Genomic DNA, 13,714 nt, shown 5'->3' with positions numbered 1-13,714 from the left:
TTTAGCCAATTGTAACGCCCAAATCGCAATTGCCATGATAGCCCGCAACGGCCTTTTGGCAAGGATTGTCAACAATTTAAAAAGTAAATTGCCACAAAAATTTAACCGAATGAAACGTTTTTACTCAAAAACCGCCCTACAGTCTCTGTTTTTTTTCTGCCTTGTTTTTAATCTTGTAGCACAAAACCAAAATCCAATTTGGACAGCAATATCTTCTGAAAAAGCATCAAACGCAAAGAAACTGGCTAGAAAAACAGAGCCAAAAAAAGCACAGTTTTATCAATTGGATATTGAAAGTTTAAAAACGGTTTTGAGTAAAGCCAATAAAAACAAAACAAAAGCGGCGGAAAATATTCTGGTAAATTTCCCCAATAGCAATGGGAAGTTAGAAACATTCCGCATCACCGAATCTTCTATTTTGGAAGCCGATTTCCAAGCGAAACATCCCGAAATTAGAACCTATATCGGGCAAAACGTTAACCATCCAGCCTCAACCATAACTTTTAGTTTAACGTCGCAGGGACTGCACGCCATGACATTTGCCACAGATAATGGCGTACAGTTTATTGATCCGTATTCAAAAAGCACCAATCAATATATTGTTTACAATAAAGGCGACCTGCCTACTTTGAAAAAAGGATTTGAATGTTATTTATCCGAAAATACTACCGTTGCCAGCAAATCGGAAAACCACTCTAAAGCTTTAGCAAATGCCAACGACGGCATGTTGAGAACGTTTCGATTGGCACTGGCTTCAACCGTTGAATATTCCCAATACCATTGGGTAGCGGCCGGACTTAATGCCGGCGACAGCGAAGCCGACAAAAAAAATGCTGTGCTCAATGCCATGGTCGTGACGATGACACGAGTAAATGGCATTTTTCAGCGCGACCTGTCCGTAAAAATGGTTTTAGTGGACAATACCGATATTATCTTTATTAATACGGATAACATTACCAACAACCCTGATGATAATGAAGTACAAACTGTATTCAGTCAAATACAAACTTTAACAGACGACCTAATACAGCCTGCAAATTACGATATAGGCCATACTTTTATGACCGGTAATGGCGGTATTGTACAAATGTTAGGCTCAGTCTGTGTAAACGATGTAAAAGCGATGGGTTATACAGGCTCTCAAATTCCCGTGGGCGATGCTTATGACATTGACTACGTAGCCCACGAAATGGGACATCAATTTGGGGCGCCACATACTTTTAATGGCAACGCCGGAGGTTGTGGAAGTGGCAACCGAACAGCTAGCAATGCTTACGAACCTGGAAGCGGCAGTACTATTATGGGCTATGCCGGGCTATGTTCTTCACAAAATGTTCAATCAAACAGCGACGCATATTTCCATCAAAAAAGTATTCAAATGATGTGGGATAACATTACCACTGGCAACAGTACCTGCGGCACACCAACCGCAACCGGAAATAGCGCACCTATTGCCAATGCGGGCAGTGACTACACCATACCTATTTCAACGCCGTTCAAGCTAACAGGAAATTCAACCGATCCAGACGGCACCAGTACCCACACTTACACTTGGGAGCAATACGACTTAGGCGCAGCAGGCGCTCCGGACGAAACCAACGTTACGGGCCCGTTGTTTCGTTCTTTTGAAGGCACTACCGACCCCGTAAGATATTTTCCAGATTTTGAAGATTACCTCAACACAAACGGTTCAACCGATTGGGAAAAACTGCCTGCATTTAACAGAACCATGCGTTTTGCTTTAACGGTAAGAGACAATGACGTTGTTGGCGCTAACGGCGGCGGACAAACCGCTGTTGATTTTATGAACGTTACCGTAAACAGCACCGAACCTTTCACAGTTAGCAACCCCGTAAATTGGGCTCAAACCACCACAGAAACCATTAATTGGAATGTGGGGCAAACCGTTGATGTTGGCACTATTAATTGCCAGTTTGTAAATATCAAGCTGTCTACCGACGGTGGGCTGACCTTCCCAACCATTATAGCGTCAAACACACCAAACGACGGCGAACATACTTTTACTGTTCCGTCTATTTCAGATACCAGTTCTGCAAGATTGCTTATTGAGGCTGCCGACAATATTTTTTATGATATTTCTGATTTTGATTTCAGTATTTCCGCCAACCCTGATTTCTTTATAGTTGAAGAAGAACTAACACCTGTAAATTGTGGTGACGATAGTGCGGTATTTACTTTTGATTACGTAATAGCCAACGGGTTTTCTGAAAATACTACGTTTAGTGCGTCCAACATTCCGGGCGGCGCCACCGCTACGTTTTCACCAAGCAACTTAAGCAGTTCGGGTTCTGTAACATTAACCATCGGTAACCTAGATGGCGTGTCTCAAGGTGATTATACGATTATTATCACAGGAACGGCCACTACACAAACCAAAAACAAAAATGTGGACTTTCCTTTTTTCAATTCCATTTGCTTAGCTTCTGGTAGTTTGGAATTTCAAACCAGTACAACGCGCGTCCAATTTAATACCATAGATAACACCTCGGCAAAATCTGCCTATTCAGACTTTACGAACATTTCAACCGATGTTAACCGAAACAGCAGTTACGATCTAACCGTAAACGCCAACACAGACGGCAATTTTACCACCAATACGAAAGTATGGATAGACTGGAACCAAAACTGTAGTTTTGGAGACCCCGGTGAAGAATACAATTTAGGTGATGCTACCGATGTTTCTGATGGCCCAACGGGCAATTCACCGGTTTCAATCACCATTCCTAATAATGCCATTCTTGGAAACACCATCATGCGTGTAGCCACCAAATATAAACAGGACGGGGCGCCAACTTCGTGTGAAAATGATTTTGACGGTGAAGTGGAAGATTATACCATAAACGTTGAAGCCGAATTGAGCATTCAAGAATTTGGGTTTGCCAATTTTAACGTTTTCCCCAATCCGAATCAAGGTGAATTCAAAATCAAGTTGAATAGTGCTTCAACCAGCAAAATAAATGTGGAAGTTTACGACGTTAGCGGACGCATGATTTATCAAAACCTTTATGAAAACGGAGGCGATTTTAATGAAACCGTTTCATTAAAACATGTGCAATCGGGCATTTACCTTTTACGAGTGAGTGATGGTTTAAGACGGGCTACTAAAAAGATTGTTGTTGATTGATCAAGTTTAGCTTAGCATAATCAGTTCGAGTGATTTTGAGTGGTTGCTGAGCGTAGCCGAAGCAGAACGAAAAATTGTTCCCGATAGCTATCGGGAGAAAACTTTTAGGGTATTAAAATCCTAATTCTCGATAAAAATTTCCCTCATTGCAATCGAAAAATCCACTCGAATTGACGAATTTTATTAAAATGCACATTTGGGAAAATAAAAGATAAAGAGATATTATTCAAACGCTACTTTAGTGAATATAACTATCAAAACTTGAAACCAAAAATTTCAAATAGAAAGTTTTTTTTACTGTTTAAGGGTTACTTCCCATTAAAAGTATTCATGGTATTATTGACCCCGGCCAACACAAATGATTTTATCAACTCTGTTGATTTTTCCAAGCGCTCTTTAAGCTTGCTGCTTTCCTCATCAGTCCATTCGCCCAACACGTAGTCCACTTGTCGACCTTTACTAAACGCATCGCTAATGCCAAACCTAAAACGGTTGTATTTTGTGGTATTGAGTTTATCCTGGATATCTTTCAAACCGTTGTGGCCGCCGTCGCTACCTTTGGTTTTTAATCGGATGCTCCCAAAAGGCAAGTTTAAATCGTCGGTAATAACCAAAAGGTTTTCCATCGGGATATTTTCTTTGGTTAGCCAGTACTGCACCGCCTTTCCACTTAAATTCATATAAGTATTGGGTTTCATAAATATAAACGTTCGCCCTTTTAACTTATAAGTAGCTACATCACCCAGTTTTTGGGTTTCAAACGAAAAGCCTTCTTTATCGGCAAAATAATCCAACACCTTAAAACCGATATTATGACGGGTGTTTTCGTATTTTTCACCAATATTCCCTAAACCAACTATTAAAAATTTCTTCATAACATCCTGTTCTTCAACCTTTGTTTTCTTTGCAAATAAGTCTTTTAAAAATGACCACATAATCATTCATTTTGGTTGCAAAAATAAAAAAGCATTCCGAATAAACCGGAATGCTCTTTGTTCTATAATTTGAATTTTAAAAAGGTATGGTTCCTTTTTTGTTTTATAATTCTAACGCCTTTTTAACGTCGTTATCCATCAATAACTCGGTTGGGTTTTCCAAAGCTTCTTTAACCGCTACCAAGAACCCAACACTTTCCTTACCGTCGATGATTCTATGGTCGTAAGAAAGCGCCACATACATGATTGGGCGAATTTCAACCTTACCGTCAACCGCTACTGGACGCTCAACAATGTTGTGCATACCCAAAATACCACTTTGCGGCGGGTTAATGATTGGCGTGGACAACATACTACCGAATACACCTCCATTGGTGATGGTAAAAGTACCACCAGTCATTTCATCAACAGTGATTTGTCCATCTCTGGCACGCAAAGCCAAACGCTTCACCTCAGATTCCACACCTCTAAAGCTTAAGTTTTCGGCATTTCTGATTACAGGTACCATTAAACCTTTTGGTCCGGAAACGGCGATACTGATATCACAAAAATCGTAAGTCAGCATTTCTTTCCCATCAATCATGGAATTCACCGCAGGGTACATTTTTAATGCCCTAACCACGGCCAAAGTGAAGAAACTCATAAAGCCTAAACCAACGCCGTGCTTCGATTTGAAAGTTTCTTTATATTCTGAACGCAATGCAAAAATAGGCGACATGTCCACCTCGTTAAAGGTCGTTAACATAGCCGTAGTGTTTTTGGCTTCCACCAAACGCTCGGCAACCTTACGACGCAGCATTGACATTTTAGTACGTGAAGTTCCTCGGTTTCCACCAGTTGGTGTTCCCATAGATGGTACCGCTTTAACGGCATCATCTTTAGTTACCCTACCATCTTTACCTGTTCCGGTAACAGAAGCGGCATCCATACCTTTTTCGGCCAAAATCTTTTTAGCCGCTGGGCTTGCGCTACCTGTAGCATAGGTTTTGGTTTCTGCAGCAGGTGCTTTAGGCGCTTCAGCTTTTGGTGCTTCTTCCTTTTTCTCAGCCTTTGGAGCGTCGCCACCTTCCGGTTTTTCTGCAGCGGTATCAATCAAGCAAACCACTGCACCAACGGCAACGGCATCGCCTTCTTCTGCTTTAAAGGTAATGGTTCCGCTGGCTTCGGCAGGTAATTCTAAAGTAGCCTTATCGCTATCTACCTCTGCAATAGCTTGGTCTTTTTCAACATAATCTCCTTCTTCAACCAACCATGTTGCTATTTCAACTTCTGTGATGGATTCCCCCGGCGAGGGAACTTTCATTTCTAAAATCATTCTTTATAATTTTAATGGTATCTAAATCTAATTTTATTCTATATCAAAAACAGCGTTTATCACTTGTCTTTGTCTTCTTTTATCTCGAGTGCTAGATCCTGGTGCTGGAACCGAACTGTATGGTCTTGAGCACACTTCCAGTTTCACTAAATCCATGCGTTGCGCCATGTGCGTCCAAGCTCCCATATTTTTGGGTTCTTCTTGTGCCCAAACGTATTTTTCAACGTTGCTATAACGATTAATCACGCCTTGTATTTTATCTAAATGCAATGGGAACAACTGCTCTATTCTTACCAATGCCACATCTTCCCTGCCCAACGATTCTCTTTCTTCCAACAAATCGTAATAGAATTTACCGGTACAGAATACCAATTTCTTTACGTTTTCTGGGTTTACTGTATCATCAATAATTTCCTGGAATTGTCCTGAGGTTAACTCACTCATGGACGATACCGCTTTTGGGTGGCGCAGTAAACTTTTAGGCGTGAACACAATTAAAGGCTTACGGAAGTTACGTTTCATTTGACGACGTAACAAGTGGAAGAAGTTGCCCGGAGTAGTACAATCGGCAACAATCATATTGTCGTTTCCGCACAACTGAAGGTAACGCTCAATTCTGGCCGATGAGTGCTCAGAACCTTGTCCTTCGTAACCATGAGGCAGCAATACTACAATACCGTTTTGTGATTTCCATTTATCTTCGGCGGCCGATAAATATTGGTCGAAAATAATTTGTGCACCGTTACTAAAGTCACCAAACTGAGCCTCCCAAATAGTTAATGTATTTGGGTTGGCCAATGCATAACCGTAATCGAAACCTAACACGCCGTACTCTGATAAAAACGAGTTGTAAATGTACATTTCGCCTTTATTCTCTGGGTTGGTATTTAGTAGGTTGATACGCTCTTCAGACTTTTCGTCCCTTAAAATAGCATGACGGTGGCTAAATGTACCACGCTCTACATCCTGCCCCGAAATACGCACGTTATAGCCTTCTTCCAACAAACTTCCGTAAGCTAAAGTCTCGGCCATACCCCAATCCAAAGTATCGGTTTCGAACACCATTTTAGAACGACCCTCCAATATACGCTCGGCCTTTCTTAAAAACTTAACGCCATCGGGAACAGTAGAAACTACTTTTGAAATATTCTTCAATTTAGACTCGTCGTAACCGGTCTCATCCGATTCCAACATCGCCTCAATACCTCTACGCTCGAAACCTTTCCAGCGCTCTTGCATAAACTCCCTTACTTTGGACGACTCAGCCTCTTTCGATTTTTCGTATTCAGACTCTAAAGTGTCTTTAAATTCACTTACAATACCATCTACATAATCTTTATCTACTGTATTTTCAGCAATTAGCTTATCGGAATAAAGTTTAAATGGGTTCGGGTGTTTTGAAATTTCTTTATATAATTTAGGTTGGGTAAATCGAGGTTCGTCACCTTCGTTATGCCCATATTTTCTATAGCCCAATAAATCGATATAAACGTCTTTTTTGTAACGCATTCTGTATTCCAAAGCCAATTCAACGGCGTGAACCACAGCTTCGGCATCATCAGCATTAACATGCATTACGGGCGAAAGGGTTACTTTGGCCACATCGGTACAGTAGGTACTGGAACGCGCATCGAGGTAATTAGTAGTAAATCCAATTTGGTTATTCACCACAATATGAACCGTACCACCAGTTTTATACCCGTTTAACTGGCTCATTTGTGCCACTTCATAAACCACGCCTTGCCCTGCAATAGCGGCATCGCCATGTACGATAATAGGAATGATTTTAGAGTCGTCGCCATTGTAATCGTTATCGATTTTGGCACGGGTAATGCCCTCGGCCACTGGAGCGACGGTTTCTAAGTGGGACGGGTTGGGCACCAAATTCATTTTGATATTTTTACCGTTTTGGTAAGTTTTATCAAGTGTTAAGCCTAAGTGGTACTTTACGTCTCCATCAATATTTTCATCTTCAAAATCCAAGCCGTCAAATTCGTTAAACAACTCATTTAATGGCTTTCTAAAAATATTTACCAAAGTACTCAATCGGCCACGGTGTGCCATTCCTAAAACGCACTCTTTTACATCGTATTTTTCTGAAGCATAAAACAGCACGTTGCTTATTGCGGGAATAAGCGACTCGCCTCCTTCAAGTGAAAAACGCTTTTGCCCAACATATTTGGTCTGCAAAAAGTTTTCGAAGGTTACTGCTTGGTTTAATTTTGAGAGGATGTATTTCTTTTTATCAGCCGAAAAATTAGGCTGATTATCATTCAAATTTAATTTTTCCTGCCACCACGCAATTACTTCTGGGTTACGCAAATACATGTATTCCACGCCAATTGAGCTACAATAAATGCGCTCTAAATGCACTAAAATTTCACGCAGGGTTTGTGCACCGATGCCCAAGATTTCACCAGCATTGAAAACGGTATCCAAATCGGCTTCTGTTAGTCCGAAATTTTCAATATCTAAAGTTGGGGAGTAGGTTCTTCTGTCTCGAACTGGGTTTGTTTTGGTAAACAAGTGCCCTCTCATCCTGTAGCCATCAATAAGTTTGATAACTTGAAATTCCTTTTGAAGATATTCTGGCATTTGGGCAGAAACACCTTCTACAATTTCACCATCCAATCCGTAGTTTTCACTGCCAAAATCGTAACCTTGGAAAAAGGCTCTCCAACTAGGCTCTACGGCATCAGGGTTTTCAAGGTATTGCTCGTATAAATCTGCAAAAAATGCGGTATGTGCTGCGTTTAAAAATGAAAATCTATCCATTGTTTGTTTTAATCCCGTGTAGGTTTAGTCAAAATATTTTTCAAAAATACAACATTTGATAAAATTAGAAGTTGGTTTAACTATATTTATAGCACGAAAACCTGCTAAATAAACATGTTTTAATTATTTGTTAATTTATTACCAATTCCTCATTTTTATGAATACATTTTTCTCAATTAACAAAAAATATACATTGCTTTTTAGCATCTTCTCGTTTTTTGCTTTTTCATCAGTAGCACAAAACAATGATAGCCCGTTCTGGGAAAACGTTCGGTTTGGTGGTGGCCTTGGCTTAAACTTTAGCGACAACTTTTTTAGTGGAACCGTTACACCTAGCGCCATTTACCAGTTTAACAGAAGTTTTGCAGCCGGATTAGGACTAAACGCCACATTCAATAGCCAGAAAAACACTTACAAGTCCACAATTTTGGGTGGCAGTTTAATTGCACTCAGTAATATTTTTAATGCATTTCAACTTTCGGCAGAATTCGAACAGCTCCATGTAAACCGAAGGTACAATGTAAACCTGAATATTGAAGATGACAGCTATTGGTCGCCCGCCTTATTTTTTGGAGTTGGTTACAGAAGTGGCAACGTAACCTTTGGCGTGAGATACAACGTACTGCACGACAGCAACAGAAGCATTTACACAGACCCCTGGATGCCTTTTGTTAGGTTTTATTTTTAATTCATAAAAAAATTAATTTTCACCTCTCCTCCCAAAACTGACTTTTATCATATTTAGCATTCTTCATCTTTAGTAAATTTGAGGGAACTCAAATAAGACAATTTTATCCTAATTCAAGAATCACTAAAAGATTGATAACATGAAACGTTCGCTCTTTCACATTACCCTGACATTTTGCAGCACTTTTTTGCTTATTTCATGCTTTAACAACAAAGAAAAACACTATGAAAATTCGGCCGACATTCCTGTAAGCAGGGAAATGGTTGCCGAACTCACATCGCCACCCCATGTACCCACTCCCGTTGGAAGACGACAAGCAAAGAAACTAATCGTTAAAATGGAAATCCTTGAAAAGGAGGGCGAAATGACCGATGGGGTTACTTATGTATATTGGACCTTTGGAGGCACCGTGCCCGGAAGTTTTATCAGAACCCGCGTGGGTGATGAAGTGGAATTCCATCTGCAAAATCACCCCGACAACAAATTGCCCCACAACATCGATTTGCATGCTGTAACTGGCCCTGGTGGCGGTGCCGAATCGTCGTTTGTGGCACCCGGCCATGAAAAAACATTTTCGTTCAAAACCTTAAATCCCGGACTTTACGTTTACCACTGTGCCACAGCGCCCGTGGGCATGCACATTGCCAATGGCATGTACGGGTTGATTTTGGTTGAACCCGAAGGCGGTTTGCCTATTGTCGATAAAGAATACTACATCATGCAGGGCGATTTTTATACCAAAGGAAAAAACGGCGAACGTGGCCTGCAACCCTTCGATATGCAAAAAGCCGTTGACGAAAAGGCCGATTACGTCGTATTCAATGGAAGTGTTGGTTCGCTAACAGGAGATAATGCCATTACGGCTAAAGTAGGCGAAACGGTGAGGCTTTTTGTAGGCAACGGTGGCCCCGGTTTGGTGTCTTCGTTCCATGTTATTGGTGAAATATTTGACAAAGTACACATTGAAGGTGGCGACAAAATAAACGAAAATGTACAGACCACTTTGATTCCCGCAGGCGGTGCCGCCATCGTAGAATTTACGGTTGATGTACCCGGAACCTTTATTTTGGTAGACCACTCCATCTTCAGGGCTTTTAACAAAGGGGCGCTGGGCATGCTGAAAGTGGAAGGCGAAGAGGATATAAAAATATATTCGGGTGAGTTACGGGACGATATTTACCTTCCGGAAGGCGGCGGAATTCAAGAAATGCCAACCACCGATGAGATTGTGGAAGCCGAAATACCCGCAAAAAATTTGGACGAACAAATGAAATTCGGAAAACAAATTTACATGCAAACCTGTTTTGCTTGCCACCAAGCCGAGGGCCAAGGTGTTCCCAATGCGTTTCCGCCATTGGCAAAATCAGATTATTTGAATGCCGATGTGAATAGAGCGATAAACGCCGTTGTTAATGGATTAACTGGCGAAATTACCGTAAACGGCCAAAAATACAACAGTGTTATGACCCGCCAAATGTTGTCTTCTGAAGAAATCGCCAACGTACTCACTTATGTTTACAACAGTTGGGACAACAATAAAACGGTAGTTACCAAAGCCATGGTAGATAAAGTAAAAAATCGATAAATAGAGAATTATGAAAGCTCCATCCTTCAGATTAATGTTTGTTTTATTAGTGTTTCAAATGGAGTTTTATGCCCAGCCTGAAGGTATGGTTTTCATTAAAGGCAGTCGTTACATTCCGTTGTACGGTCGCGATTCCACAGTAGTTGAAGTGAACGATTTTCAAATGGATGTTTACCCCGTTTCCAACGCCGATTACATGGCCTTTGTTCAAAAATACCCCAAATGGCAGAAAAACAACGTCATTTCACTATTTGCAGACAAAAGCTATCTGTCCAACTGGAAAAGCCATTCAGAATTGAAAGCGATTGAAAATCCCAACAGCCCGGTCACCTACGTATCGTGGTTTGCAGCCAAAGCCTATTGCGAATGCCAAGGCAAGCGATTGCCCACCGTTGATGAATGGGAATATGTAGCCATGGCCGACGAAACCACCAAAGATGCGCGAAACAAACCATCATACAACCAACAGATTTTGACGTGGTACGAAACGCCACGAACCAACCAAAACGCTATTGGAAAAACACAAAAAAATGTTTGGGGTGTTTACGATATGCACGGTTTGGTTTGGGAATGGACGCTGGACTTCAACTCGGTTTTGATTACGGGCGAATCGAGAAAGGATGTAGACAAAGACTCAAATTTGTTCTGCGGAAGTGCCGCTGTTAACGCCACCGATTTGATGAACTATGCTGCCTTTATGCGCTACGCTATCCGTGGCAGTTTAAAAGCAAAATATTCGATGAAAAACTTGGGATTCCGTTGCGTAAAAGACATTTTAAAATAACCCATTATGAAATCACTAAAACATATCACCTTTATATTATTTGCACTATTTATGCTCCAAAATTGCAATTCAGGCAAAAAAGACCAAACGGCACAGGTTTACCAATGCCCCATACAATGTAAAGGCTCAAAAACCTATAATGAAACCGGAAGCTGCCCCACTTGTAAAATGGATTTACAGCCTATTGAAAACTCTTCTGAAAAAGCAATTGATGATGGCCCCATTTCCGAAGCTTCCATTTTTAACCTCACCTCCACTTGGCATACCGAGGAAAACGAATCCATTCAATTGGAAAACCTAAAAGGAAAAACTTTGGTAATGGTGATGATTTACACCTCGTGCAAAGCCGCTTGCCCCAGATTGGTGGCCGATATGCGGAATATTGAAGCTAAAATTCCGGACGATAAAATTGAAAATATCCAATTTATTATGGTGAGCATCGACCCAGAAACCGACACGCCTGAAAAACTAAAAGCCTTTGCCATAGAAAACCTAATGGACGGCGCACAATGGACATTTTTACAGGGCACCGAAAGCGGTGTTCGTGAATTTGCCAACGTACTTTCGGTTAAGTACAAAGAAATTTCTCCGATAGATTTTTCGCATTCCAACATCATTTCGGTGTTTGATGCAAAAGGCGAACTGGTGCATCAACAGGAAGGTTTGGGCGTTGACAACCAAGCGACTATTGAGAGTATTTTAAAAGTCACCCCATAACTTCGGAAAATTATTTCCAAAATTCATCATTCAGATTATCCTCAAATTTTTCATCGGGCCGATGGATTTTTTCAATTTGCAATAATTGTGCTTCAGTCGCTACGTTTTGAATCTCCGGAAACAATACGCGTTCTTCAAATCTAATATGATTATCCAGTTCTTCTTCTATTTTACTGAGTGTTTCAACATGCTCAATTTCTGCTGCAAACAATCGCCCCAATCTTCTGTGGTCGGCCAAAGCGCGTTTCAACAATTTATGGTCGCTTTCCAAAATGGGGAAAATGTGTTGTTCTTCCATTTCAAAATGGGGAATTAAATGGGTTTTGTAAAACCAAAGAGCATAACTCCCGATGCGGTGCGCTTCTACGTTTTTGTTTAATCCCATTCTTATTTTCCAAGACAAAAGCAAACCGTGATGATGTTCGCGGCTTAGAGGTTGCAAGGCTTTATGTCGTTTAAGAGGTTTCCGTTCCATATATCTTTCTTTTTAAAATGTTAACTGTAATCCCTAAAATACCCAAAGGCAAAAGTGTGCTCGATGTAAACAGCAGTATGAAATAATTTGACAAAATGCCCACTCCAAAATACAGCATTACCCCTTGCAACATTAACAGCAATTCGGTTAGCACAAATCCCAAAATAAAAAGGAGCAGACTAAGTTTAAGAATAAAATTGAAATTAGTCAACCTGCTTTGCAAAATAAAACCGAACAAAAACCCGGTAATGGCTCCAAGCATCAGCAAATGGATAAACCCGATAACCAAATTGCGCTGTTGATAAGCCGCAGCGGCAATTTCGGGCACCAGAGATAGCGATTGCAGTACCATTTTAAGCACCAAACTAACCAAAGCAAAACAAAAAACAGCAATGGTAAGTTTCGTGTTGTTTTTTATGAATGACTTTCGATATGGTTTTATCAATTTAATTAAAAGCACCAAGGTCAACAACTGCAATAAAACGCCTAAACCATTAATCCATAAGAATATTTTCAAAGGCACAAACCAATAAACGGGCAACGCCATGGTTAGCATAGTAGAAGCCAATAAAAGTTGAAAAAAGCGCTTGAAAGTTGGGGATGGTTCCAATTTCAATTTATAAAAAAACACGGCCAAAACGGCAATAAGAAACCAGCCGTTAAACTGAAAATGCAAAAAGAACTGAATAGCAATTTGGTAAAAGGCCGAAGCTTGCCCCTGCATAGAAACCGCAGGCCCCAAACACCACACACCAATTGTTGAAATCAGCATAAAAACCAATGACGTTTTTAGTAGTTTTTCGGCAACGGGCTGTTCAGTTTTTTGGTGTTTCCAAATTAAATACACAAAATAATAACTACAAAAAATGTGCAATGTGGAAAACGCAATGGAAACTGCCGCATACCCTTGAACCGGAAAACTAAACATCATTCCAACTACAGCCAATTGGGTGAGCCAAAACAGTCTATTGAAAACAGCCTTTTTCTCAGGCACAAAAAAATGCGCAAACAATACGTAAAGCATTAAATACACCCAGCCCAACATGGCTACATGCGAATGCGCATGTGTTAAAAACCGAAAATTGAAACCTACCTCGCCAACAAATGCGTAACGCAACACCACCCCCGTTAAAGCGGCCACTAAAAAATTGATTAAACAGGTTACAACAAGGTTTTTAGGCATTTCAGTTTTTATAAATTGATTTTATTTGTTTTCAAACAAGCAAATTTACTCGATAAAAAAATTCCAGAAAAGTTGGCCTCTCTGGAATTTAAAAATATAAAACTAGATTTAA

The 13,714-nt window shown here is 40.5% G+C and carries 10 protein-coding genes; 5 read left to right on the top strand and 5 right to left on the bottom strand.

The genetic code is table 11. The features are described 5' to 3' along the window. Positions 1-109 precede the first annotated feature (109 nt). Entirely contained in the window at positions 110-3,145 is a 3,036-nt protein-coding gene (locus tag HC176_RS03060; RefSeq protein ID WP_167916723.1) for a reprolysin-like metallopeptidase, read from the top strand. A gap of 308 nt (positions 3,146-3,453) precedes the next feature. Here HC176_RS03060 and pth read toward each other — a convergent pair whose 3' ends face one another. The 3 genes from pth to HC176_RS03045 form a co-directional block, all read right to left on the bottom strand. Further along, on the bottom strand, positions 3,454-4,080 hold the full coding sequence (gene pth / locus HC176_RS03055) for an aminoacyl-tRNA hydrolase (RefSeq protein ID WP_167916722.1): 627 nt from the start codon (positions 4,078-4,080) through the stop codon (positions 3,454-3,456). Positions 4,081-4,183: 103 nt separating this feature from the next. After that, a complete protein-coding gene (gene odhB / locus HC176_RS03050; RefSeq protein ID WP_167916721.1) occupies positions 4,184-5,395 on the bottom strand; it encodes a 2-oxoglutarate dehydrogenase complex dihydrolipoyllysine-residue succinyltransferase in 1,212 nt (403 codons plus the stop codon). A 33-nt stretch (positions 5,396-5,428) separates the two neighbouring features. After that, positions 5,429-8,170, bottom strand: coding sequence for a 2-oxoglutarate dehydrogenase E1 component (locus HC176_RS03045; RefSeq protein WP_167916720.1), 2,742 nt, complete (start codon positions 8,168-8,170; stop codon positions 5,429-5,431). 157 nt (positions 8,171-8,327) lie between these two features. Here HC176_RS03045 and HC176_RS03040 point away from each other — a divergent pair, with 157 nt between their 5' ends. The 4 genes from HC176_RS03040 to HC176_RS03025 all read left to right on the top strand — a co-directional run bounded on the left by HC176_RS03040 (position 8,328) and on the right by HC176_RS03025 (position 11,944). After that, a complete protein-coding gene (locus tag HC176_RS03040; protein WP_167916719.1) occupies positions 8,328-8,858 on the top strand; it encodes an alpha-ketoglutarate decarboxylase in 531 nt (176 codons plus the stop codon). Between the two features lie 139 nt (positions 8,859-8,997). After that, positions 8,998-10,443, top strand: coding sequence for a copper-containing nitrite reductase (gene nirK, locus HC176_RS03035; protein ID WP_167916718.1), 1,446 nt, complete (start codon positions 8,998-9,000; stop codon positions 10,441-10,443). A 10-nt stretch (positions 10,444-10,453) separates the two neighbouring features. Then, entirely contained in the window at positions 10,454-11,227 is a 774-nt protein-coding gene (locus HC176_RS03030) for a formylglycine-generating enzyme family protein (RefSeq protein WP_167916717.1), read from the top strand. Positions 11,228-11,233: 6 nt separating this feature from the next. Continuing rightward, positions 11,234-11,944: an SCO family protein gene (locus HC176_RS03025; protein WP_167916716.1), complete on the top strand. Its 711-nt coding sequence runs from the start codon at positions 11,234-11,236 to the stop codon at positions 11,942-11,944. A gap of 10 nt (positions 11,945-11,954) precedes the next feature. On the opposite strand, the gene HC176_RS03020 is transcribed toward HC176_RS03025, so the two are convergent. Both HC176_RS03020 and HC176_RS03015 read right to left on the bottom strand, forming a co-directional pair. Next, positions 11,955-12,419 (bottom strand): hemerythrin domain-containing protein, encoded by a 465-nt coding sequence (locus tag HC176_RS03020; RefSeq protein WP_167916715.1) that lies wholly within the window; start codon positions 12,417-12,419, stop codon positions 11,955-11,957. After that, positions 12,400-13,602 (bottom strand): hypothetical protein, encoded by a 1,203-nt coding sequence (locus HC176_RS03015; protein ID WP_167916714.1) that lies wholly within the window; start codon positions 13,600-13,602, stop codon positions 12,400-12,402. Before HC176_RS03015 ends, HC176_RS03020 begins: the two co-directional genes overlap by 20 nt. Positions 13,603-13,714 lie beyond the last annotated feature (112 nt).

The sequence above is a fragment of the Tamlana crocina genome, assembly GCF_012037625.1.
This window is presented reverse-complemented; position numbering and strand designations above follow the sequence as displayed.

Bases quoted from the DNA above. Each gene is read 5' to 3' on its own strand.
- HC176_RS03030 (WP_167916717.1), top strand. From the start codon at position 10,454: ATGAAAGCTCCATCCTTCAGATTAATGTTTGTTTTATTAGTGTTTCAA.
- pth (WP_167916722.1), bottom strand. From the start codon at position 4,080: ATGTGGTCATTTTTAAAAGACTTATTTGCAAAGAAAACAAAGGTTGAA.
- HC176_RS03020 (WP_167916715.1), bottom strand. From the start codon at position 12,419: ATGGAACGGAAACCTCTTAAACGACATAAAGCCTTGCAACCTCTAAGC.
- HC176_RS03025 (WP_167916716.1), top strand. From the start codon at position 11,234: ATGAAATCACTAAAACATATCACCTTTATATTATTTGCACTATTTATG.
- HC176_RS03045 (WP_167916720.1), bottom strand. From the start codon at position 8,170: ATGGATAGATTTTCATTTTTAAACGCAGCACATACCGCATTTTTTGCA.
- HC176_RS03060 (WP_167916723.1), top strand. From the start codon at position 110: ATGAAACGTTTTTACTCAAAAACCGCCCTACAGTCTCTGTTTTTTTTC.
- HC176_RS03015 (WP_167916714.1), bottom strand. From the start codon at position 13,602: ATGCCTAAAAACCTTGTTGTAACCTGTTTAATCAATTTTTTAGTGGCC.
- HC176_RS03040 (WP_167916719.1), top strand. From the start codon at position 8,328: ATGAATACATTTTTCTCAATTAACAAAAAATATACATTGCTTTTTAGC.
- nirK (WP_167916718.1), top strand. From the start codon at position 8,998: ATGAAACGTTCGCTCTTTCACATTACCCTGACATTTTGCAGCACTTTT.
- odhB (WP_167916721.1), bottom strand. From the start codon at position 5,395: ATGATTTTAGAAATGAAAGTTCCCTCGCCGGGGGAATCCATCACAGAA.